Raw genomic sequence first — 22,564 nt, 5'->3', positions numbered from 1 at the left:
GAGTTGCGGCCTTGCCGAAAGTCGGAATGGAGCCGGTGCGCCGCAAGGCGCTTGTCGATGCAGCGCTGCGGGTGATCGGTGATCACGGCTCGCTTGCCGTCACCATGTCCGACATCGCCCGGCAGGCCGGCGTCTCGCCAGCCCTTGCCCATCATTATTTCGGCAGTAAGGAACAATTGCTGATCGAGACGATCCGCTCGCTGCTGAGACAGTTGCGCAGCGATACGGTGGCAGCGCTGAAGGCAGCGAAGACGCCGCGCGAACGGCTTTCGGCGGTGATCCGTATCAGCTTCCACGCCGACCAGTTCGCACCGGAGACGATTGCCGCCTGGCTTGCCTTTTACGCCGAAGCGCAGCGGTCCGAGGAGACGCGGCGCTTTCTGGTGATCTATGCCAGCCGGCTGCGTTCGAACCTGCTTGCCGACCTCAAGGCGCTGCTGCCGGCCGACGCCGCAGAACGCATCGCCGAGGGCGCTGCGGCGATGATCGACGGGCTCTATATCAGGCAGAGTCTGAAATCGGCGCCGATCGGCATCGAAGCCTCGATCGCGCTGACGGAGGATTATGTGAACGCGCTTCTAGCCGCCACCTCCCCTTCTCCCCAGCGGGGAGAAGATGTCCGAAGGACAGATGAGGGGGTGAGCGACGCAGGAGCGAACGGCCGAAAGGCCGAGATTGCCGCCCCCTCATCCGGCCCTGCGGGCCACCTTCTCCCCCAGGGGAGAAGGGACGACCACATCGAACACCCCAAGGACAAATGACATGAAAGCCCAGCCGAAAGCCTCGCACTTCATCGACGGCGAATATGTCGAGGATACCGACGGCACCGTCATCGAGAGCCTCTATCCCGCCACCGGCGAGGTCATCGCCCGGCTGCATGCGGCAACGCCCGCAATTGTCGAAAAGGCGATTGCTGCGGCCAAGCGCGCTCAGCCGGAATGGGCGGCGATGAGCCCGATGGCGCGCGGGCGCATCCTCAAGCGCGCCGCCGAGATCATGCGCCAACGCAACCGCGAGCTTTCCGAACTGGAGACGCTCGACACCGGCAAGCCGATCCAGGAAACGATCGTGGCCGACCCGACCTCGGGTGCGGATGCCTTCGAATTCTTCGGCGGCGTCGCACCCGCCGGCCTCAACGGCGCCCATATCCCGCTCGGGCAGGATTTTGCCTATACCAAGCGGGTGCCCCTCGGCGTCTGCGTCGGCATCGGTGCCTGGAACTATCCGCAGCAGATCGCCTGCTGGAAAGCGGCCCCGGCGCTGGTCTGCGGCAATGCCATGGTGTTCAAGCCTTCCGAGAACACGCCGCTCGGCGCCCTGAAGATCGCCGAGATCCTGCATGAGGCGGGGCTGCCGAAGGGGCTCTTCAACGTCATCCAGGGCGACCGCGACACCGGGCCGTTGCTCGTCAATCATGCCGATGTCGCCAAGGTGTCGCTGACCGGCTCGGTGCCGACGGGCCGCAGGGTCGCGGCCGCGGCGGCCGGCAACCTCAAGCACGTGACGATGGAGCTCGGCGGCAAGTCGCCGCTCATCGTCTTCGACGATGCCGATCTCGATTCGGCGGTCGGCGGGGCGATGCTCGGCAATTTCTATTCCACAGGCCAGGTCTGCTCGAACGGCACCCGCGTCTTCGTGCAGAAGGGCATCAAGGCCGAATTCCTCAAGCGGCTGAAGGCGCGCACCGAGGCGATACTGATCGGCGATCCGCTGGATGAGGCGACGCAAATCGGGCCGATGGTTTCCTGGGCGCAGCGCGAGAAGGTGACCGCCTATATCGCGAAGGGCAAGGCCGAAGGCGCAACACTCGTTGCCGGCGGCGGCATTCCGAACAATGTCTCGGGCGAAGGCTATTACGTGCAGCCGACCGTCTTTGCCGATGTCACCGACGACATGACGATCGCCCGCGAGGAGATCTTCGGGCCTGTGATGTCGGTGCTCGATTTCGACGATGAGGACGAGGTGATCGCGCGCGCCAATGCCAGCGAATTCGGCCTCTCCGGCGGCGTCTTCACCGCCGATCTCACCCGCGCCCACCGCGTCGTCGACCGGCTGGAGGCCGGCACGCTGTGGATCAACACCTATAATCTCTGCCCTGTCGAAATCCCCTTCGGCGGCTCGAAACAATCCGGCTTCGGCCGGGAGAATTCGCTGGCGGCGCTGGAGCATTATTCCGAGCTGAAGACGGTTTACGTCGGCCTGGGGCCGGTAGAGGCGCCTTACTAAGTCAGCGCAAGCAGCCCCTCATCCGCCCTCCGGGCACCTTCTCCCCCAGGGGAGAAGGGAGTCGAGAGGCCGCGGCACGTCCCTTCTCCCCTCGGGGAGAAGGTGGCGGCAGCCGGATGAGGGGGCGACGCGGCGCGGCGGCTGAAGCAAAACACGAGAGAAAAACCATGCAAGCAGATTTCGTCATCATCGGCTCCGGCTCGGCCGGCTCCGCCCTTGCCTACCGCCTCTCCGAGGACGGCAAGAACAGCGTGCTCGTCATCGAGGCGGGCGGCAGCGATTTCGGGCCGTTCATCCAGATGCCGGCAGCGCTTGCCTGGCCGATGAGCATGAAGCGCTATAATTGGGGTTATCTCTCAGAGCCGGAGCCGAACCTCAACAACCGGCGCATCACCGCGCCGCGCGGCAAGGTGATCGGCGGCTCCTCCTCGATCAACGGCATGGTGTATGTGCGCGGCCACGCGGAAGACTTCAACCGCTGGGAGGAGCTCGGCGCCAGCGGCTGGGCCTATGCCGACGTTCTTCCCTATTTCAAGCGGATGGAGCATTCGCATGGTGGCGAGGAAGGCTGGCGCGGCACGGACGGGCCGCTGCACGTGCAGCGCGGCGGCTTCACCAATCCGCTGTTCCGGGCCTTCGTCGAGGCCGGCAAGCAGGCGGGCTTCGAGACGACCGAGGATTATAACGGCAGCAAGCAGGAAGGCTTCGGACTGATGGAGCAGACCATCTTTGCCGGGCGCCGCTGGTCTGCCGCCAATGCCTATCTGAAACCGGCGCTGAAGCGCGATAATGTCGGGATCGTCTACGGTATGGCGCGCCGGATCGTCATCGAGAACGGGCGGGCCACCGGCGTCGAGATCGAACGCGGCGGCAGGACAGAGTTGGTGAAGGCGAACCGCGAGGTGATCGTCGCGGCCTCCTCCTTCAACTCGCCAAAGCTTCTGATGCTGTCCGGCATCGGCCCGGGCGAGCACCTGAAGGAAATGGGCATCGCGGTGAAGGCCGACCGGCCGGGTGTCGGCGCCAATCTGCAGGACCATATGGAATTCTATTTCCAGCAGGTCAGCACCAAGCCGGTGTCGCTCTATTCCTGGCTGCCCTGGTTCTGGCAGGGGGTGGCGGGCGCGCAATGGCTCTTATCGAAGGGCGGGCTCGGCGCCTCAAACCAGTTCGAAGCCTGCGCCTTCCTGCGCTCCGCACCCGGGCTGAAGCAGCCCGACATCCAGTATCATTTCCTCCCCGTGGCGATCAGCTATGACGGCAAGGCGGCGGCCAAGAGCCACGGCTTCCAGGTGCATGTCGGCTACAACCTGTCGAAATCGCGCGGCAGCGTGACGCTGCGCTCGCCCGACCCCAAGGCCGATCCTGTGCTGCGCTTCAATTATATGAGCCATCCGGAAGACTGGGAGAAGTTTCGCCACTGCGTGCGGTTGACCCGCGAGATCTTCGGGCAGAAGGCGTTCGACGCCTATCGCGGCCCGGAGATCCAGCCGGGGGAAAGCGTCCAGAGCGACGAGCAAATCGACGCCTTCCTGCGCGAACATCTGGAAAGCGCCTATCACCCCTGCGGCACCTGCAAGATGGGGGCGAAGGACGATCCGATGGCGGTGGTCGATCCGCAGACGCGGGTGATCGGCGTCGACGGCTTACGCGTCGCCGACAGCTCGATCTTCCCGCATGTCACCTACGGCAACCTGAACGGCCCCTCGATCATGACCGGCGAGAAGGCCGCCGACCACATTCTCGGCAAACAGCCGCTGGCGCGCTCCAATCAGGAGCCGTGGATCAATCCAAGGGCGGCGGTCAGCGATCGGTAACAGCCTCGGCGTCAGAGAAATCCGATCCACCGCCCGGCCAATAGAGCGGCGATCCAGCTCGCCGCCGACAGCGCTGCAGAAAAGCGCAGGCCCGGCCGGATGCGGCCGCTGGTGGTGAGTGTTTTCCACCCTTGCCCGAGATGGACCGCAAGGAGGTTGAGAAGGCCGAACCCGATCAGGGCGAGCTTGGCCAGGAAGGCGGGATTGGCGGCATATTCGACCGCCCGCACGCTGAAGAGGCCGAAGCCGGTGAGGATGGCCGCGGCAAGGCCGATGCCCGCCGCGCGCGACAGAAATGGCGCGATGATCTGCGCCGGCACCTTGCGGAAGAAGCCGGCGAGCCTGAGATCGAGCGGCAGGATGGCGCCGACGAGAAGCCCGATCGCCAGGATATGGGCGGCGTTGACGAAACATGTAGAGCGTTGCGGAGCGCCTGAGCGCAACCGCGGGCGCTGTGGCCGACAGCCATTCGAGGACGGCGATCACGGCGGATCAGTTCGTCCGGATCCGGTCGGGATAGATATCGTACCGCTTGTCGCCGATGCTGATGCGCACGGCCTTCATCCGCTTCTCGTTGCGATCCTGCGAACGGTTGCCAAGCGCGACCACCTGATCACCGGGCTTGGCGACACCCTCGACGAAGCCGGAGCGTTCGGTCTGGCGCGGATTGCCGAGTTCGACACGCCAGAGGCCGTCATCGGCGGTGGCGACATCGAGCGTCGGATGCGGCCCGCCCCATGATATTTTCTCGATGGTGCCGCGCAGCTCGATCTGGTCCGCCTCGGCCCATGACCAGCCGTGATGGGCGGCAGCGCTGGTTGCAAGGGCAACAGACAGTCCGACGGCGGCCAGCCCATGCTTTGTCGAAAGTGCAAACATGATTGTTCTCCCTACCCGAATGGGCAGGCAGGTGGAGCATTGCGGCGGCGAGAAAAGCCATTTCACCAAATGTTGAAGGTGAGACGCCCAGCGCCCTTCTCCGAGCCTTGGTGCTCAGGCCAGCAGGCGGGTGACTTCGGCGCCCTGTCTCGGACCGACGGCATCGGCGATGGTCGTCGAGAACAGCACCTTGCGTGTGGCGTCGGCCACCTTGGCGAAGACGTGCCTGATTTCGCAGGTCTGTTCGCCGTCGCAATCTTCGCACCTGCGATAGGCTGTGATCGACAGGCACGGCAGCGGTGCGATCGGGCCGTCGATGATGCGCAGGATTTCGCCGAAGGTGATGGTGTGGGCGGGCTTGAGCAGGAGATAACCACCCTGCTTGCCTCGGCGGCTGGCGACGATGCCGTGATGTTTCAGGTCGAGCAGGATCTGTTCGAGGAACTTTTTCGGGATCTTCTGCTGGGCGGCGATATCGGAAATCATCACCGGTTCGTCGGCATCGGCATCAGCCAGAACCGTCAGCGCCCGCAGCGCATATTTCGCCTTTTGCGTAATCATCTCAGACCGTCGACACACACAGGCGGCGCGCATTTCCGCGCCGCTTCACGAGCACATTTGCCTCTATGGCACAACCAGCATGAACGGAATTTGAACGCACCAGCAGAAAGCCTTGAGGGACAAGCATTTTGGCCTCGTTTTTGACGCTCGGCCAAGCCCTTGCAATCTACGCCAAATCAGCGCCTCCCGCATCTTTCTCGGCATCACTTCAGATTTCGGATTGACAGGCTGCGTGTAACTCTACTAAATTTATAGACATTCAGGCGGCCGAGGCAGATTTTCTCTGCCGGGCGGCTGTTTTTTTGCATTGCGGCAGCTTCGGAGAGATATTTGCTCCTCCTGCCGCAGCTTTCGAAATCCCTTTTTCTGTGCGATGCATGCGCGAACTGCGATACTCCTGCTCAACAAAGGACAGGATTCTGATGACTGTTACCAATCCAATCGCGCAGGCCGAGGCGCTGAACGAGAAGCTGGCGGGTCTCGACCTTGCCGGACGTCTGTCGCTGGTGGCGGGCCTTGGTGGCCGCGTGGTGTTCACCACCTCGCTCGGCATCGAAGATCAGGTGATCACCGCCGAGATCGGCACGCACCGTCTGCCGATCGACGTCGCGACACTGGAAACCGGTCGGCTGTTTGCCGAGACGCTTGATCTGATGACCGAGACGGAAGCCCAGTACGACATCCATATCCAGCGCTTCGGGCCTGAGAAGGCCGATATCGACGCCTATGCTGCGCAATACGGCCTCAATGGTTTCTACGAGAGCATCGAAGCCAGACATGCCTGTTGCGGCGTGCGCAAGCTGAAGCCGCTTGCGCGTGCGCTCGAAGGGGCGACGATCTGGATCACCGGCCTGCGCCGCGGGCAATCGGCCAACCGCGCCGAGACGCCCTTTGCCGAATATGACGCCGAACGGCACCTCCTGAAGGTCAATCCGCTCGCCGATTGGGACATCGAGGCGATCAAGGCCTTCGTTTCGGAAAACGGCGTGCCGGTCAATCCGCTGCATGCGCGCGGCTACCCCTCGATCGGGTGCGAGCCCTGCACAAGGGCGATCAAGCCCGGCGAACCTGAGCGCGCCGGCCGCTGGTGGTGGGAGCAGGACGAGAAGCGCGAATGCGGCCTGCATGTCGCCGAAGAGGCCTCAGCGGTGGTGGCCGCACAATAATCAACCCTCACGGCTTTCCCAATCAGGGCGCGGCGGCCGCTGCAGCCTTTGGGGAAGCCAACATCAAGGAATTGTTTGCGGGCAGCCGCAAGATCGACAGTCTGGAGTAAGACATGCCCGATAGCCGTCCGGATACGGAACTCAGCAATCCCCAGAGCGCCAAGGCGCCGCTCGACCCGCATCTGAAGGCGCTGGAAAACGAATCCATCCACATTTTCCGCGAGGTCGCGGCCGAATTCGAGCGTCCCGTCATGCTCTATTCGATCGGCAAGGATTCCTCGGTGCTGCTGCACCTGGCGCGCAAGGCCTTCTATCCCGGCCGCGTGCCCTTCCCGCTCCTGCATGTCAACACTGGCTGGAAATTCCGCGAGATGATCGCCTTCCGCGACGAAACCGCGAAGAAGTACGATCTCGATCTGATCGAGCACATCAATCCACGCGGTGCGGCCGAAAACATCACGCCCTTCACCCATGGATCGGCGGCCTTCACCGATATCATGAAGACCGAGAGCCTGCGCCAGGCGCTCGATGCCGGCCAGTTTGACGCCGCTTTCGGCGGTGCGCGGCGTGACGAGGAAGCAAGCCGCGCCAAGGAGCGCATCTATTCCTTCCGTACGCCCGATCACCGTTGGGACCCGCGCAATCAGCGGCCGGAACTCTGGAACATCTATAACGGCATGATCCGCAAGGGCGAGAGCGTGCGCGCCTTCCCACTGTCGAACTGGACGGAAGTCGATATCTGGCGCTACATCCAGGCCGAGGACATTCCGCTCGTTCCGCTCTACTACGCCAAGAAGCGCAAGTTCGTGGAACGCGACGGCATGATGATCCTGGCCGAGGATCCGCGCCTCGAACTCTTGCCCGGCGAAGTGCGCCAGGAAGGCATGATCCGTTTCCGCACGCTCGGCGACTTCCCGCTGACCGGCGCCATCCGCTCGCAGGCGACGACGCTCGAAGAGGTGATTGCCGAACTCGAAATCGCAACGGTGTCCGAACGCCAGGGCCGCGCGATCGACCGCGACCAGTCCGGCTCCATGGAAAAGAAGAAGCGTGAAGGATATTTCTGAGATGACCGCAGCCAACACCGCCGTCTCGGCCGCAACCGTCGCCAGCCTGCCCGCGGCCGAGCCGCAGAAGGCTCAGCGCGACTCGCGCCCGCTGCGCCTGATCACCTGCGGCAGCGTCGATGACGGCAAGTCGACGCTGATCGGCCGCCTGCTCTGGGACACCAAGGCCGTCAAGGAAGACCAGGCCGCCACGCTGCAGCGCGATTCGACCGGCAAGCAGAACGATCTCGGCCTGCCCGACTTCGCGCTCTTGCTCGACGGGCTGCAGGCCGAGCGCGAACAGGGCATCACCATCGATGTCGCCTATCGCTATTTCTCGACCGACAAGCGCTCCTTCATCGTCGCCGACACGCCCGGCCACGAGCAATATACCCGCAATATGGCGACCGGCGCTTCGACCGCCGATCTCGCCATCTTGCTGGTCGACGCGCGCTTCGGCATCCTGGAACAGACGCGCCGCCACGCGACGATCGCCTCGCTGCTCGGCATCAAGCAGTTCGTGCTTGCCGTCAACAAGATCGACCTGACGGGCTACGACCGCGCCGGCTTCGAGAAGATCAGCCACGAATTCCGCGAGTTCGCCCTGTCGCTCGGCGTCAAGCAGATCACTGCCATTCCGATGTCGGCGCTGAAGGGCGAAAACGTCGTCTATTCCGGCCAGGGCGCCATGCCCTGGTACAGCGGCCCAACGCTGGTGGAGACGTTGGAGCTTGCCACCGTTCGTTCGTCGCAGACAGTCGGCTTCCGCCTGTCGGTGCAGCGCGTCTCGCGTCCGGGCGAAAGCTTCCGCGGCTATCAGGGCACGGTTGCCGGCGGCTCGGTCAAGCCGGGAGACAGCGTCATGATCCTGCCGTCGGGCATGGTCGCCAATGTCTCCAAGATCGTCACCTTCGATCTCGTGCGCAACGCCGCGGTTGCCGGCGACGCCATCACCCTGGTGCTCGACCGCCAGGTGGACGTGGCGCGCGGCGACATGATCGTCTCGATCGACGCCCAGCCGCAGGTCGGCCTTGCCTTCGACGCCCAGATCGTCGCCCTGCAGCCCGAGGGCATCGAGCCCGGCAAACGCTACTGGCTGAAGAGCGGTTCGCGTCGCCAGCGCGTCCAGGTGCAGCCGTTAAGCCAGCTCGAATTGAAGACCGGCACGTGGAACGCCGCCCAGCGGCTCTACATGAACGCGATCGGCAAGGTGCGCCTTTCCTTCGACGAAGCGGCGATCTTCGACCCGTACGAGCAGAACCGCCAATCCGGCTCCTTCATCCTGATCGATCCGGAGACCAACAACACGGTCGCCGGCGGCATGGTGACCGGCAAGCGCACCGAACTCGGCGGCCTGCACACCGGCGACGCTCGCGTCATCCTCTCGCTGCCGGCCGATCTCGCCGAGCAGATCATGGCGAGCGAACTCTTCGCCAGCCGCAGCCATGAAGCCGAAGTGCGGCGCATGACGGCAGCCGAAGCGGCCGAACTCTGGTCGAGCGCTGCGAGCGATATCTGATAAGAGATAGGGGCCAGCAAGATTGGCCCCTTATGCGAGGCCGAACCCGCTGGCTAAGGGCTGGCGGATTCCTCGCGAAAGGCGCTGTCGCAAACTTCAGTGATGAAATCGATCCGCTCCTCGGACGTTGCACACCCGCTTTCGGCCGGAAGCGGCCAAAGCCCTCGGGCTTAAGCCCATTGCCTTGTCCGGCATTTTCCAAGCCACTTAGGCGAGACCAGATTAATCGCAAGACCCGCTCTCAGAGTTGACTCCCAGAAATAGTCACACCTGTTCTGCAGGCAGTGGCTCACGAGGATGTGATGACGAATTGGCGAATATCGGCGGTGGCTAGCGTGTTGTCGTCCAGGGCAGAAAACGAAGGAGTTCTTGCGATGAAAATCCATCCCTTGATTACCGCGGCGTTCTTTCTGATTTCCACCTGCGGCGTTGCCCAGGCCGACGACCACCTTTTCCAGGCGGAACAGCATGGATTGAAGTCCGGCAGCACGGCAGCTTCCACGACGCATGCCTTTACGACCAACAGTGCCGGTCACAGCGGTACATTGGCGCCCGGCCAGGGAAGTCCGTTCACCGGACACGACACCCAGACGCCGGCCACTGACACGGATGCCGCCAACGAGCACGCCAACGTGAAGCCCCGCTGAGGAGGCCAACGGTCACTCAGCGCGAATTGCGATTAGGCTCATTCCGTTCGGTAGATCGATTTTGAAGGCGCAGCGATTGTGTTTCTTGCGCCTTCATTGTGCACGACAGTCCGCTCCCAATCGCAGCGCTCGGCGTTCGTCACGTCGGAACCAGGGATGGCCTCGCAATTGCCGCCAGTTTTCTGGTTCTTGCAGCATGCGGGCGGGTACGTCTAACCGCTGATGCCCTGATGAGCATCGCTCTTGCGACTAACCTGATCGACGGGGGGTGAGGATCACCTTCCATCATCGACAAATGGTCTCGATTTCGGCAATACTGAGTCAGCCGAGCATTGGCTGCCACCGGCTGCCCTGCCACCGAGACTATGTTTGCCATCGGCTTCGTTTTATGGCCTCTTTCTCCCAGTCGGTTTCTGGCCGCGTGCTTGGAACCAATGACGGGCGAGACTGTTTCAGCTGTGACTTTGGCATGACGTTGACACGCCCTCCTGGCTGGGTAAGCCTCGATTTTGAGGAGACTTGCATCATGAAGAATTCGTCCACAATTCGTTCGGTCGCGGCTGCGGTTATCGCTGCAGCGGGAATTAGCTTTGCCGGCTCCGCGCATGCCGACAGCGGTACGATCAGCTTCTCAGTCTACAAGGCTGCCTTTTTTGTGGGTGGTTCTGGAGGCGAGGGTACACTGACCTTCCATGGTCGCCGCTATCCCATCACTGTCGGCGGCATCTCGGGCGGCCTCGCCTTCGGGGCTTCTAAGACCAATTTTCACGGTACCGTTCGCCATATTCGCCGCGCTCGAGATGTGACGGGGGTCTACGGTGCGGCGGGCGGTGGCGGCGCGGTCGGCAAGGGGGCCCAGGTGATTGTCATGACCAATGACAAGGGCGCCCAACTTGAGCTCACAGGCAAGCAGGTAGGCCTGCAAGTCAACGCCGATCTCAGCGGTATTGCCATCACGGTAAAGTAAGGGCGGTCGCTCCGTTCGTCGCCCCTGCGCGCCATCGCCCGCGAAGCGACCAAGGCCGCGTCGAAACGCTGGCGTGTGCCGGAATCGGTGGAAATCCTAATAACGGAAATCGCCAAGGAATTCCTGGGCGGTCGGTGGCAAGCTGAAATCTGATGCTTGAGCCACGACCCGCGGCATCGAAGGCTCGATCTGCGGGACGCCAGAGACCAACAAAGAAAATTGAGGGACCTTACGGCCGCTAAGAAATCAGAGTTTTCCAGAAAGTGGACTTTCTCAATTCACGATTCGCTGTTTATCGCTTGCCCGCGGGCTCATGTGAGACCATTTTAGATTGGATCCTGGCGGCGCGGTAAGACGAGAGGTCAAGCCTGCAATGCCCACTCTCGACCTCGAAGCACTTAATGTGGCGCCTTTTCTCGACTGATCCCCGAGCGAGGAGGTTGTCCAATGTCCACGCGCTATGTCGACCATCCGCTGCAACCGGGCGACCGGGTCCCGAACGTCGAGTTCGATGCGATCTCGCGCGAGGGGAAGATCGCACTAGATGATTTTCGTGGCCACAGCCCATTGTTGATCGGTTTGTTTCGAGGCCTGCATTGTCCGTTCTGCAGGCGCCATGTCGCGGCCATGGCATATCTCAACCCGATGCTGCGTGAGAAAGGCGTCCAATCCCTGGCTGTTGTAAACACCCCGGTCGAACGGGCGCGACTTTATTTCCGCTACCATCCGATACCAGATCTTCTTGCAGCTTCCGACCCGGTAAAGGCTTCGCACCAAGCCTTCGGCTTGCGCGAGGTCGGCATCGACACGGTGATGGCGATACGGATCGATCTTCCGGGCGAGTTGCCCGAGCCCATGAACCCGATTGCAATGGACGAATTTATCAACAAGAAGGAAGGATATCAGGTTACGGAAGCCGATCAGCAGATGATGACGGCTGACCACGGGCAACTTGTCGGTCAGTTCCTCATCGACCGGGAGGGCATCGTGCGCTGGAGCTTCACTGAAGTTCTGGAGCCTGGGCTGCAGACATACAAGGCCCCGAATTCCCAGGAATTGATATCGGTAGCTTCTCAAGTCGCACTTTGAGCCGTCTATGTCATAGGAGCAGTCCTTCGAGACCTTTTGCGGTGGAACACGCGGCATCACCCGGCTATAAACCTCATGCTGCGTGACCTTTTTAGCGGTAACCGATGCCCAATTCTCCCGAATCCTCAGGTGAAAGCGTTAGTAGTTCGAGCTCGGGTCGCAATCAGAACCTGGATTCTCCAGCGCAAGCGGCCGCCTCGGATTCAACAGGAACCACCCAAGTCGACGACGCGAAGCCGCCCCACGGATCCTTCGACCAAACCAGGCGAGCCGCCAGAACTCTGTTGCGGGCGATACGCCAAGATGTGCAGGCAAGTTCTGCCTTGGCAAAGATCAAAACGACCGCATTGCTTTGGGGGACGAAGCTCGGGAGGCGGCCTGGAACAGCGTGGGCTCCCCACAAATGGATGACGACAGCCTTGGTCAAAGCCGGGCGCGGCATTCGCGAGCGGCGCTCAACACCGCGTGAAGGTCGATGGAGCGCATCGCTCATTGCGGGCTGGCGGAAATTCGCTCTCGGGTCCATCCTTCTTGTCTGCCTCCTCGTCGGAAGCGTGCTGGTGTGGGCACTGAAAGACGTGCCCTGGAGCGAAATCCGGGATGGAACGTTAAAGCCGGTCGTGGTGCTGGAAACTGCCGACGGCGCGCCTCTGGTCAGGCAGGGACCTTATCAAGGGCCATATGCGCGCTACGACCAGTTTCCGCCCCATCTGATCGACGCCGTCCTGTCGATCGAGGATCGCCGGTTCATGGATCATTTCGGCGTCGATCCCAGGGGCATCGGCAGGGCGTTTCTGCGGAACCTGGAGGCCGGCTCGGTGGTGGAGGGTGGCAGCACCATCACCCAGCAACTCATCAAGCTGCAATATCTCGACAGCGATCGAACGATAAAACGAAAGATACAGGAAGTTGTCATCGCCGTCTGGCTGGAATGGAAGCTCGGCAAGCGGGAAATCCTGACGCGCTATCTCAACAGCGTCTATCTTGGCGCGGGGGCTACCGGCATGCCTGCGGCCGCGCGCATCTATTTCAACAAGGATATCGGCGACCTTAACCTGCCGGAGTCGGCGATGCTGGCGGGGTTGCTGCGGGCGCCCAGCCAATGGAACCCCATCGATAATTTCGAAGGCGCCCGGCAGCGCACCATGGTCGTTCTCGACGCGATGACGGCCAATGGCAAGATCACCGCGCCGGAGGCGGCGGAGGCCAAGGGGAGCTTTGCCAAGCTGCATCCAACGACGCCGACGCCGCGCTCGGGAAGCTGGTTTGCCGACTGGATTTCGCCGCAGGCGAGCGAAATCGCCGGCGCCTCGCCAGGGTCGACGACGGTGCGCACCACGCTGGTGCCGCAGTTGCAGCAGATCGCCGAAAGAATCGTGCAAAGGTCCTTGAACGGTGAAGGAAAAACAGTGGGAGCATCGCAGGCCGCTTTGGTTGCGATGACGCCGGACGGCGCGGTCGTGGCCATGGTTGGCGGGCGCGACTACAAGGCGAGCCAGTTCAACCGCGCCGTCACTGCGATGCGCCAGCCGGGTTCCACTTTCAAGCTATTCGTCTACTACGCAGCATTGAAGGCTGGGCTCACCTTGTCCGACCAGGTTCTGGACGCGCCAATCGACATCGACGGCTGGTCGCCGGAAAATTCCGGCGGCAATTATAGTGGGTGGGTGACGCTTGCCGAGGCGTTCGCGCGATCGCTCAATGCCGCGTCGGTGGCGCTTGCCCAAGAGGTCGGTCTGGACAATGTGATTGCCGCAGCGCGCGAACTCGGCATCGATGCGCCACTGGCCGACACGCCGTCTTTGGCGCTCGGTACCTCCGAAGTCAATCTGCTCAATCTCACCAGCGCCTATGCGTCCGTCCAAGTCGGCCGGGCCCCCGTCAAGCCCTGGGGTATCATCGATTTCCAGGCGGCAGGGCAGCCCAAGGCCTTTCGCGTTGGCGCGCAATCCAAGCCGAGTGTCGATCTTTCGCCTTACCAGTCCGATCTTCTCGGACTGCTGCAACTGGTGGTCGAGCGCGGCACCGGACGTGGAGCAGATCCCGGCACCTTTGCGGCCGGCAAGACCGGCACCAGCCAGAACAATCGTGATGCCTGGTTCGTCGGCTTCACGGACAACCTCGTCGTCGGCGTCTGGGTCGGCAATGATGATGACGCGCCGATGAAGGGAGTGACGGGCGGCGCCCTGCCGGCCCATATCTGGCGCGACTTCATCCGCGAGGCGACGACCGCACCAATCCTGAACGGCGTGCGATCGACCGAAATAGTCGACGATGGCCAAGGAGCACCGCAGTCCTGCAACATCAGCGCCTGCTCGCGCAGTTACCGATCCTTCCGCCCGTCCGATTGTACCTATCAGCCCTATTCCGGCGGCCGACGGCTTTGCGAAAAGTGATGTGGATCGGCAGAGGCCGAGCCTGCCTCACGCTGCCCCATCCCCAATGTGCCCGCCGGACCTTCCGGTGAGGCAAGCCGCACTCTCTCTCCGCCCTCATCCTAAGGCGCCCCGCAGGGGCCCCGAAGGACGAGGCGGCCACCGGCGTCTCTTCCGGCAATGGATGCGGCCGCAGTGCCCATCAGCCGCCCCCGTCCTTCGAGGCTCCGGCCTTTGGCCTGCGCACCTCGGGATGAGGGCTGATCGTGGTGCCGTGTGGCCAGGTGAGCCACCGTGGTGCCGTGTGGCTGGCGGCCTGACGGGTACTCATGGTTGCCGGAGCCGATCGGTCCCGTCGGTGGCCAGCCATCATCAGCAGATCGCACCCGTCACCGCGTCGAACCGCGCGGCACGATCGAAAAGCCGCAATCGACCTTGTCTTCCCCGGGCGGCTCGTCGTGGATGGCGCGCAGCAGCATGTCGGCGACGCGGTGGCCGATATCCTGGCGCGGTAGGTGCACCGTCGTCAGCGACGGCTCGATGAAGGGCGAAAATTCCAGGTCGTTGAAGCCGCAGATGCCGACATCCTCCGGCACGCGGATGCCGCGCGCCTTGCATTCGATCAGCACGCCGAAGGCCAGTTCATCGCTCTGGGCAAACACGGCATCCACATCGGGCACGCGCTCGAGCAGGCGGGAGAACAACTCCCTGCCGAGGCCGATACGGCTCGGCGCATCGCCGCCGATGATGAGATCCTCTTGGAAAAGGCCGGCTTGCCGCATCACCGCCTCATAACCGGCAATGCGCCGCCGCGAGCGGACGTCGCCGCCGCGACCGATGAAGGCGATCCGACTATAGCCCCTCGACAACAGGAAGCGGGTCGGCTCAGCGCCGGCCGCATAATGATCGAGGCCGACGACCAGCCTTTGCGGCTCCTGGCTGAGATCGGTGATATGGGCGATGGGACAGACGGCATTCTCGATCAGCGGCAGAAGATTGCAATAGGATTCGGCGCCGGCGATGATGACGCCGGCCGGCTTCTGGGTCAGGATGGATTTCAGCAGGCCGGCCTCGCCCTCGGCATGGTGCAGCGTGCTGGAATATTGCACAGTGAACTCGGTGCCGCGGAAGCGATCCTCGATGCCGATCATTAAGCCGGCAAAACCGTACTGATGCAGGGCGGGCGTGATGACGCCGATAATGCCGTTGTGGCGGCCGGCCAGCGCCCGGGCGGCAAGATTGGGAATATACCCCATCTCCTCGACCGTGCGCAGAATCTCCTCGCGCAGATCCTCCGAGACGATTTCCGGATTGCGCAACGCACGCGAAATGGTGATCGGGCTGACGCCCACCTTCTTCGCCACATCGCTCAGCTTCACCTGCATCCCGCGTTTGGCTTTCCGCCCCCGCTCAACCGAATTCTTCATCGCCCCTCATATACCGTGGGCGAGGCGCGTCTGCGGCTGATTCCCCGGTCATTACTTCCTGACGAAGAAATATTTTAGATTCTACTAACTTTTATGGCCGCAACGGGTTCCAGATCCGACTTGCCGAAGAGAGCGGGATCGCCTTTATCAGGCGAAACGACCGGCAGTTTGGCAGGGAGCCCAGCGGCTGGCGCCGACACCGGCGACGAAGGTTAAACTTCAGTAATGTCTTACAAATCGGCAATATAAACATGATCAATATTTAATTTGTAAAGCCGTTCGGCGCGATCATATTAATCCCGAGCGCGAATTCTTCTTGCCCTCCCCGATCGCCGCCTCCCGACGATCCGCGCCGGCGAGCGGAGGAATTGGCGCACCTGATCCGACGCCAGGTCCGAGACACGGAACCACGACGCCATCACAAGCCAACGCTCTCGCAAGGGATCACCACCATGTCACATATTCTCAGCAAACATCGCACAGCAGCGCTTGTCGGGGCCGCCATCATCGCCGGCGCGGCATGCCTGCCCTTCGCCATCAATTCGTCCAGCGCCTTTGCCGCACCATCGGATACGGGCGGTATTCTCGCCGCGAGCGGCTCCTTCGCCTCCGTCGTCGACGCCGACAAGCCCGCCGTCGTCACCATCACCACGACGATGAAGACGACGGATGTCAGCGCCGATCAGCAATCGCCGATGGACGAGCAGTTCCGCCAGTTCTTCGAGGACCAGGGCATTCCGCTGCCGCGCCCGGCGCCGCAACAGCGCGGCTCCCAGCATGCGATGGCGCTCGGCTCCGGCTTCATCATCAGTCCCGACGGCGTGATCGTCACCAACAACCATGTCATCGACAATGCCGTCGACATCAAGGTGACGCTCGACGACGGCACGGAACTTCCGGCCAAGCTGATCGGCACCGATCCGAAATCCGATGTGGCCGTCTTGAAGATCCAGGCGGGCAAGCCGCTGCAGACCATCGCCTGGGGCGATTCCGACAAGCTGAAGCTCGGCGATCAGATCCTGGCGATCGGCAATCCCTTTGGCATCGGCACCACGGTGACGGCGGGCATCGTTTCGGCGCGCGGCCGCGACCTGCACAGCGGGCCCTATGACGATTTCATCCAGATCGATGCGCCGATCAACCACGGCAATTCGGGCGGCCCGCTGGTCGATCGTGAGGGCAAGGTCGTCGGCATCAACACCGCCATCTATTCGCCGAACGGCGGCAGCGTCGGTGTCGGTTTCGCCATTCCCTCCGACGAGGCCAAGGAGATCGTCGCCAAGCTCGAGAAGGACGGTTCGATCAATCACGGCTACCTCGGCGTGCAGATCCAGCCGGTCACGAAAGACGTCGCCGATGCCGTCGGCCTCGACAAGACGGGCGGCGCGCTGGTGGCCGCTGTCTCCGCCGATACGCCGGCCGCCCACGCCGGTCTGAAACCCGGCGACATCGTCACCTCGGTCGGCGGCGAGACCGTCAAGACGCCGAAGGACCTGTCGCGTCTCGTCGCCGATCTCTCGCCGGGCACGCAGAAATCGCTCGGCGTCTGGCGCGACGGCAAGGCGATCGATCTCAACGTCACCGTCGGCGCCAATGCGGACGGCCAGAAGCAGGCCGCGGCGACAAGCCCGGAAACGTCGGGTCGGGCCTCCGGCCAGCCGAGCCTCGGCATCGGCCTTGCCGAACTGACGCCGGATGTGCGCCAGCAGCTCAACCTGCCGCGCTCGGTCAGCGGCGCGGTGGTCGCCAGCGTTAATCCGGACAAACCGGCCGCTGCCGCCGGCATTCAGTCGGGCGACGTCATCGTCTCGGTCAACGACCGGCCGGTGCACAATGCCCGCGACGTCAAGGCCGCAATCGCCGAAGCCGGCAAGGCCGGCCGCAAATCCGTGCTGCTGCTCGTCGAACGCGACGGGAATAAAACCTTCGTCGCCGTGCCTTTTGCCGCGGCGTGAAGCAATCCAGCAAAAGCTTGCGAAAGCGGGCTCACTTTGCTGACAAAATCTCTTCCGTCATGCTCGGCCTCGTGCCGAGCATCTGACCACCGCAATTGTTCCGCCGTAAAAGCGTTGATTATCAAATGCCTGATTGGACGTGCGCAGATCCTCGGCACAAGGCCCGGGATCGTCCCGTCGTGGCTGTCCGGCTCCGGGACAGAGCTGCGCCCGGACCTCGCAATATAAAGGCGGCATTTAAATCCAAACAGATCGCCTGCATTGTATGCCGGAAAACGACACAAAACCATGACGTTGCCTTATTGCCTGACATTCCCGCCGACGGGCCGTCAACTGCCGCTGGACGAATTAACCCTACTGCCTTACCTTAATATCAGCATCAACTTGAATACATCCCGCCCTGTGACATCGTATTTTCATGATCGCTAATTTGTTCCGGCACGGCGCCCCGGAACGGTGACCCGCCTTTCCCGAGAGGGACCGGCTTCATGCATCAAGGAGCGCCGCAACATCAAATGGAGGGGTATGCCATGAATAACATTGTGGAATTTCGTGCCAAATGCCCGGACGACAAAAGCCTGGCCGACTGTCGGGAGGCGCTTGAACCGCAGGTGATGAAGATCATTGCCGAGGCCGTCGGCAGGGGCTATCCGCCGGCCGAAGCGGCCATGGTGGTCGCCGACATCGCCGACGACTATATCCTGATGCTGTCGCGCGAGTTGCGCCATTGAAGGCTCTGAGTGCGTGCGATAGCCGGTAGCCAGGGAATCAGTGGACCGCGCAGCGCCTGCCGGGGTAGCAGGGGTACAGGAGACGAGACCAGCCGCGCGGCCCGGCGATCCAAACGCCGGATAGTGCCGGAAGTTCCGGCTCCGGCGCTATCGCCATTTCGGCAGGCGTGGCGGCGCGTTTGCCTGAATCTCGTGCAGCGGCGCATGAGACCCGAGCAGCTTTTTCAGCTTCTTCTCCTCCGCCGGACCAATCCCGAACTTGCGGCAATGCTCGGCAACATCATGTTCCCGGGGCCCGGGAATACGAACTTGGCGATTGCTCATGCTCTTCATGTCTGCTTCCTCCTTGAAAGGGTAACAAACAGGCGGCGGTTTTGTTCGTTAGAAAAGTCTAATTTTAGTAAGCCGTGCGAGAGAGCAATATATCAGCCGAGCTGACTCCGTTTGCTGCGCTTGACTTGCCGGCATTCGCCAGCAGGCGCCGTCAGTCGCCGAACAGCGCAAAGTGGCGCACCGCTCAACTGATCTTCAACCAATGCCTGAGCGCCGCCACCGCGCCGTCGCTCGCATAGGCAATGACCCCGCCCGTCGTCAGGCCTGCGAAGGCAATCAGCCCGGAGATGCCATAGCCGATCGATTTCATCCGTTTCCACTCTTCGAGCGCCGGGCCGACCGTCTCCTGGTTCTTCTCGACGGTTTCCTTGAGCGTCAGGATCTCGGCGCGGATCTGCTTATCGGCTCCGCCTGTGATTGCCACCCTGGTATCGAGATGGGCGATCTGCCTTGCCTGTTCGTCGAGCCGTCTGTGGATCACCGTACGGCTCTCATGGGCACTGGCCTTTTCGTCGCCCATCTCCTGGCGCAGCAGCGCGACATTTTCCTCGATGCCGGTCAGCCTTCCCTCGACGCGCCCGAGAGCGCGCAGGATATCGTCGTTGGATGTCATGGCGGGGCCACCTCAGGAATTGAATTTGAGCTTCTCGGACTGGGCAATGCCGCTCGAAATGCGGTCGATCATGATCGGCTGCGGGTGGATGAAGGAGACCGGCGAAAGCTCCCCGACGGACGGCGCCGGACGCACCACGGAGCCGGCCGGCAGAATGACGGCGCTCACGCCTTGATAGGTGATGACGTTGCCGGCGATGCTGGCGACGACCTGCGTGCTCAAGCGAGCCAGGCCGTCCGGACCGGAATAGATGTGCAGCGTCTGCTCGGGCCTGAAGATGCTCGCATCCGCGACGAGGATCTGGTTATAGGTGGCAACACCGTCAGTTCCGGCCTGTGCGGTCAATGTCGTGCTCGCAAGCTCCAGCATGCCGGGCCAGACACCGCCTCTGGAGGGGGAGACCCATGCGGCGTAAGTATCGATTGCCGCGTCGCAGCAAGCCGATGTCTGCGCAAGGATATCATCGCGAAGCCGCCACTTGCCCGAAGCATCCGTCCCGTCCGACGGCCAGCTGTTGTTGGTTCCATAGACCTGATACTCGGCCCTGAGGCCGAGATCGTTGCAGGTAATGGTCCCGGTTGCCGGCGAAGTGCCGCCGGCGAAATTGTAGGTGAAGGTGTTGGCGTCGACGACCGATATCACATAGCTTCCATTGTAAGCGGCCGGCGTCGCTCCCGAAATACTGACGGTCTGGCCTGTCGCAAGTCCGTTGAGGCCACTTGCGATGGTTGCCGTGGCGACCGTGCCGACCGAAGTCAGCGTGATGTTGCGGGTGACGGTTGTGCGCCCGAGCGGCGGGAAGGCGACGATTTTGACGCCGGCATATTCGGCGCGCAGGCGGGTGACCAGGGAGCGGTAGTTGGTGGTGAAGAACTGCGTATAGGTCGAGGCCGTGTCGTTCTGCCCCATCTGATTTGTCATGACCGTGAACGGCCATTTATTGCCGTTGAAGGCAATAATCTCGCGGATGATGTCGCGGCGCCTGGTGGCGATCGAAGAGCCGCTGCCGGTTATTCACGGACGGAACCGGCGCCGGGCATGCCGACCAGGCAATGGGGAATGCGGCCCGGCCCACCATCTTTGTCGAGCCAGCGGCGCAACCAGCCGAGATTACCGCGCATATCGGCGGCGGACGAATATTCCTGGCGCGCCTCCCCGATGCTGTCGCAGAAAACGAGCGCGACCGGCCTTCCGTCCCAGTCGCCCTTGGCGACCATGAAATCGGCCCCCCAATATTGCGGCTGCGCCTGTGTGCCATAGCCGGTATCGAGCGCGGCGGTGCTGTCGGCGAGCGGGCTATCCTTGAAGGCAAGAAGGGTGGCGAGATCGCCGGCGCCCCAGACGCGTTCGCCGCGATGCTTCTGGATGCGGTAGACCGGCCAGACCTTCTCGCCGACGGCGGTGTGATAAAACAGCCAGATTTCGATTTCGCTTTCCGGCGCGACATCGGGAATGGTCAGTTCGTCGGTCCAGGCGCCGTTCGTCTGGTCGGCGACGGTCACCGTATTCGAGCCGGCGAAGCTGCATGGGTAGAAGACGCCGGCGACGCGGATGAACATGGCATCGGCGACCACGGAATTGCCCGGCGTGCCGATCGTGCCGGTGACGACGGTTTCCTGCGGCGAATTTCCGCCTTCGGTCGAGGCGAAGCCGGAGAGATGGAAGCGGAAGGTCCGCGTCCTGTATTGCGGCGTGTTGACGACGATCTTGGTGCAGACATAATTCGTGCCGGAGGCGGCGGTGACAATCGCGCCCGACGGCATGCGGTTGCGCGTGGCGAAGAACATATAGCGGTCGGGGTCTCCGGCGCTTCCCGCGCCGCTCAGCAGCGGATTGGCAAGGGCGAGCGAAATGGCATTCATCATCGGCGTGTTCCGTATCGGCTGGTGAGGTCATCATAGAATTTGACGCTGCGCCCCTGACGGGCGTTGGCGCGGTCGAGCGCCTGGCGCTCGCGGGCCAGGATCGCAATCAGCGGCTCGCCCTCGCGGACAGGCGCATGCGCTTCCTGCTCTCTGAGATCGTCGGGCAGCGGCGGCAGCACGAGGCCGGCCGCCGCCTGCCCGCTCGCGACCGCCGCCTTGTTCAGCCGCTCAGTGGCGGAGCAGCCAGTCACGATCAGCAGCAGTGACAGCGCAAACACGGTTCGTTTGCGAAAGCTCGAGTTCATAGGATCGGATCTCGTTTTCCAATGTGTCTCTGGCGGCCTGCTCGGCGGCCTTGGCGGCCTCCAGGCGCCTGCGGTGCTCCTCACCGGCGCCTGCCGCCGCATACCGCTGACGCTCCATCTCGGCCGCCCTGGCTTCGGCCGCGGTCTTTTCCGACATGAGGACGTAACCGGCGCGCGCCTGACGCGCCGCCGAGGGATAGCCGATCGACACGGCATAGAGGTGATAGAGTACGAGGCCTGCGGCGATGCCGGCGACCATCTTCAGCGCGTCGAGGAGGCCGAACATCAGATGCCCTCCAGGCAGAAAGCGCGCTCCTTCTGGCGGCGGCGCGTCAGGCCGGGAAAGGTGATGCCGGCGGCGCGGTTCCATTTGAGGAGAGCCTCGCAGCCCTCGGCCGTCCTGCCCTGGTTGATTAGCTTGACCGCGCTCGAGCCGCAGGCCGCCCTGACGCCGACATTATAGGCAAAGGAGGTCAGCGCCACGAAGCGGGCATCCGGAAGCGGGGCCGTGACACACTGCTCTATGCCATTGGCATAATGCTGCAGCTCGAGCGAAAGCAGCGCCTTGCACTGCTCGATCGTCTTGTAATCGCCCGGCTTCACACCGTTGGTGCTGCCATAACAGATCGTCCACGGTTGGCCTCGGGTGGCCGGGTCCGGATAGGCGTGCTGCCGAAGCCCTTCGAAACTTCCGACCAAAGCAACGGCCATCGCGGCCGCGGCGCTACCTTTTTTGAGTCTATTCATCTTTAAGATTCTCCTGATGGATGATGCGCGCGATCGGGGACATCAGGAGGATGCAGACCGACAGCCATTTCGGGATGAAGTCATCTAGGTACGGCACGACATACGGCAGCAGCTCGAACAAGCCTGCCAAATAGACGCACCACATTGAAAGCGACCACGTGAGCACGCGGCGCTTGTTGCGGATCAATTTCATGGGGTTTTTGCCTCAGTGTCGGCGGCTTATTAGAGTACTCGCAAGTACACTAATAGTTGTCTCTTGATAAAGTGTTCGCGCCGAGGTTACTTGGCCGCATGCG

General features: G+C 62.6%; 20 protein-coding genes and 4 pseudogenes. 13 read left to right on the top strand and 11 right to left on the bottom strand.

Annotation, left to right across the window (positions count from 1 at the left end; genetic code table 11):
- Positions 1–26: 26 nt before the first annotated feature.
- The 3 genes and pseudogenes from betI to betA all read left to right on the top strand — a co-directional run.
- Positions 27–611 (top strand): annotated as a pseudogene (betI, locus tag B5E41_RS27160) (transcriptional regulator BetI); the annotation flags it as partial.
- A 151-nt stretch (positions 612–762) separates the two neighbouring features.
- The gene (gene betB, locus B5E41_RS27155) at positions 763–2,226 is read left to right on the top strand and encodes a betaine-aldehyde dehydrogenase (protein ID WP_088396814.1); all 1,464 of its coding nucleotides are present in this window, start codon (positions 763–765) and stop codon (positions 2,224–2,226) included.
- A gap of 167 nt (positions 2,227–2,393) precedes the next feature.
- Positions 2,394–4,043, top strand: coding sequence for a choline dehydrogenase (betA, locus tag B5E41_RS27150; protein ID WP_088396813.1), 1,650 nt, complete (start codon positions 2,394–2,396; stop codon positions 4,041–4,043).
- 11 nt (positions 4,044–4,054) lie between these two features.
- Here the strand turns inward: betA and B5E41_RS27145 are convergent.
- From B5E41_RS27145 to B5E41_RS27135, 3 genes and pseudogenes are all read right to left on the bottom strand, one after another.
- Positions 4,055–4,529: pseudogene (locus B5E41_RS27145) on the bottom strand (DUF6644 family protein).
- A 6-nt stretch (positions 4,530–4,535) separates the two neighbouring features.
- On the bottom strand, positions 4,536–4,922 hold the full coding sequence (locus B5E41_RS27140) for a DUF6152 family protein (protein ID WP_088396812.1): 387 nt from the start codon (positions 4,920–4,922) through the stop codon (positions 4,536–4,538).
- A gap of 114 nt (positions 4,923–5,036) precedes the next feature.
- A complete protein-coding gene (locus B5E41_RS27135; protein ID WP_088396811.1) occupies positions 5,037–5,483 on the bottom strand; it encodes an RrF2 family transcriptional regulator in 447 nt (148 codons plus the stop codon).
- A gap of 422 nt (positions 5,484–5,905) precedes the next feature.
- On the opposite strand from B5E41_RS27135, the gene B5E41_RS27130 reads away from it, so the two are divergent.
- The 8 genes and pseudogenes from B5E41_RS27130 to B5E41_RS27100 all read left to right on the top strand — a co-directional run bounded on the left by B5E41_RS27130 (position 5,906) and on the right by B5E41_RS27100 (position 14,313).
- Entirely contained in the window at positions 5,906–6,649 is a 744-nt protein-coding gene (locus tag B5E41_RS27130; RefSeq protein ID WP_088396841.1) for a phosphoadenylyl-sulfate reductase, read from the top strand.
- Positions 6,650–6,762: 113 nt separating this feature from the next.
- Positions 6,763–7,716 carry a sulfate adenylyltransferase subunit CysD gene (cysD, locus tag B5E41_RS27125; protein ID WP_088396810.1) on the top strand — a complete coding sequence of 318 codons (954 nt, stop codon included), beginning with the start codon at positions 6,763–6,765 and terminating at the stop codon, positions 7,714–7,716.
- A 1-nt stretch (position 7,717) separates the two neighbouring features.
- Positions 7,718–9,214, top strand: a complete 1,497-nt coding sequence (gene cysN, locus B5E41_RS27120) for a sulfate adenylyltransferase subunit CysN (protein WP_088396809.1) — start codon at positions 7,718–7,720, stop codon at positions 9,212–9,214.
- Between the two features lie 374 nt (positions 9,215–9,588).
- Positions 9,589–9,861 (top strand): hypothetical protein, encoded by a 273-nt coding sequence (locus B5E41_RS27115; RefSeq protein WP_176439503.1) that lies wholly within the window; start codon positions 9,589–9,591, stop codon positions 9,859–9,861.
- Between the two features lie 526 nt (positions 9,862–10,387).
- Positions 10,388–10,828, top strand: coding sequence for a lipid-binding SYLF domain-containing protein (locus tag B5E41_RS27110; protein ID WP_088396807.1), 441 nt, complete (start codon positions 10,388–10,390; stop codon positions 10,826–10,828).
- A 24-nt stretch (positions 10,829–10,852) separates the two neighbouring features.
- A pseudogene (locus B5E41_RS32720) lies at positions 10,853–10,988 on the top strand (tautomerase family protein).
- A 287-nt stretch (positions 10,989–11,275) separates the two neighbouring features.
- Positions 11,276–11,917 carry a peroxiredoxin-like family protein gene (locus B5E41_RS27105; protein ID WP_088396806.1) on the top strand — a complete coding sequence of 214 codons (642 nt, stop codon included), beginning with the start codon at positions 11,276–11,278 and terminating at the stop codon, positions 11,915–11,917.
- Positions 11,918–12,021: 104 nt separating this feature from the next.
- Positions 12,022–14,313 (top strand): PBP1A family penicillin-binding protein, encoded by a 2,292-nt coding sequence (locus B5E41_RS27100; protein ID WP_088396805.1) that lies wholly within the window; start codon positions 12,022–12,024, stop codon positions 14,311–14,313.
- A gap of 368 nt (positions 14,314–14,681) precedes the next feature.
- Here the strand turns inward: B5E41_RS27100 and B5E41_RS27095 are convergent, their stop codons facing one another.
- Positions 14,682–15,719, bottom strand: coding sequence for a LacI family DNA-binding transcriptional regulator (locus tag B5E41_RS27095; RefSeq protein ID WP_088396804.1), 1,038 nt, complete (start codon positions 15,717–15,719; stop codon positions 14,682–14,684).
- A gap of 452 nt (positions 15,720–16,171) precedes the next feature.
- Between B5E41_RS27095 and B5E41_RS27090 the strand changes: the two genes are divergently transcribed.
- A complete protein-coding gene (locus tag B5E41_RS27090; protein ID WP_088396803.1) occupies positions 16,172–17,674 on the top strand; it encodes a DegQ family serine endoprotease in 1,503 nt (500 codons plus the stop codon).
- A 530-nt stretch (positions 17,675–18,204) separates the two neighbouring features.
- Positions 18,205–18,405 (top strand): hypothetical protein, encoded by a 201-nt coding sequence (locus B5E41_RS27085; protein WP_085858659.1) that lies wholly within the window; start codon positions 18,205–18,207, stop codon positions 18,403–18,405.
- Positions 18,406–18,552: 147 nt separating this feature from the next.
- On the opposite strand, the gene B5E41_RS27080 is transcribed toward B5E41_RS27085, so the two are convergent.
- The 7 genes and pseudogenes from B5E41_RS27080 to B5E41_RS27050 form a co-directional block, all read right to left on the bottom strand.
- Positions 18,553–18,738, bottom strand: coding sequence for a hypothetical protein (locus B5E41_RS27080; RefSeq protein WP_020920687.1), 186 nt, complete (start codon positions 18,736–18,738; stop codon positions 18,553–18,555).
- 184 nt (positions 18,739–18,922) lie between these two features.
- Positions 18,923–19,351, bottom strand: coding sequence for a DUF1515 domain-containing protein (locus tag B5E41_RS27075; protein WP_088396802.1), 429 nt, complete (start codon positions 19,349–19,351; stop codon positions 18,923–18,925).
- Positions 19,352–19,363: 12 nt separating this feature from the next.
- Positions 19,364–21,216: pseudogene (locus B5E41_RS27070) on the bottom strand (hypothetical protein).
- Positions 21,213–21,440 carry a hypothetical protein gene (locus B5E41_RS27065; RefSeq protein WP_088396840.1) on the bottom strand — a complete coding sequence of 76 codons (228 nt, stop codon included), beginning with the start codon at positions 21,438–21,440 and terminating at the stop codon, positions 21,213–21,215. Before B5E41_RS27065 ends, B5E41_RS27070 begins: the two are co-directional and overlap by 4 nt.
- 4 nt (positions 21,441–21,444) lie before the next feature.
- The gene (locus tag B5E41_RS27060) at positions 21,445–21,807 is read right to left on the bottom strand and encodes a hypothetical protein (RefSeq protein ID WP_088396801.1); all 363 of its coding nucleotides are present in this window, start codon (positions 21,805–21,807) and stop codon (positions 21,445–21,447) included.
- Positions 21,807–22,268, bottom strand: coding sequence for a lysozyme (locus tag B5E41_RS27055; protein ID WP_088396800.1), 462 nt, complete (start codon positions 22,266–22,268; stop codon positions 21,807–21,809). The genes B5E41_RS27060 and B5E41_RS27055 overlap by 1 nt, the downstream gene beginning before the upstream one ends.
- Complete coding sequence (locus B5E41_RS27050) at positions 22,261–22,461, bottom strand: DUF7940 domain-containing protein (RefSeq protein ID WP_088396799.1); 201 nt, start codon at positions 22,459–22,461, stop codon at positions 22,261–22,263. Before B5E41_RS27050 ends, B5E41_RS27055 begins: the two co-directional genes overlap by 8 nt.
- Positions 22,462–22,564 lie beyond the last annotated feature (103 nt).

This window comes from Rhizobium esperanzae (assembly GCF_002204185.1).
Lineage (GTDB): Bacteria > Pseudomonadota > Alphaproteobacteria > Rhizobiales > Rhizobiaceae > Rhizobium > Rhizobium esperanzae.
This window is presented reverse-complemented; position numbering and strand designations above follow the sequence as displayed.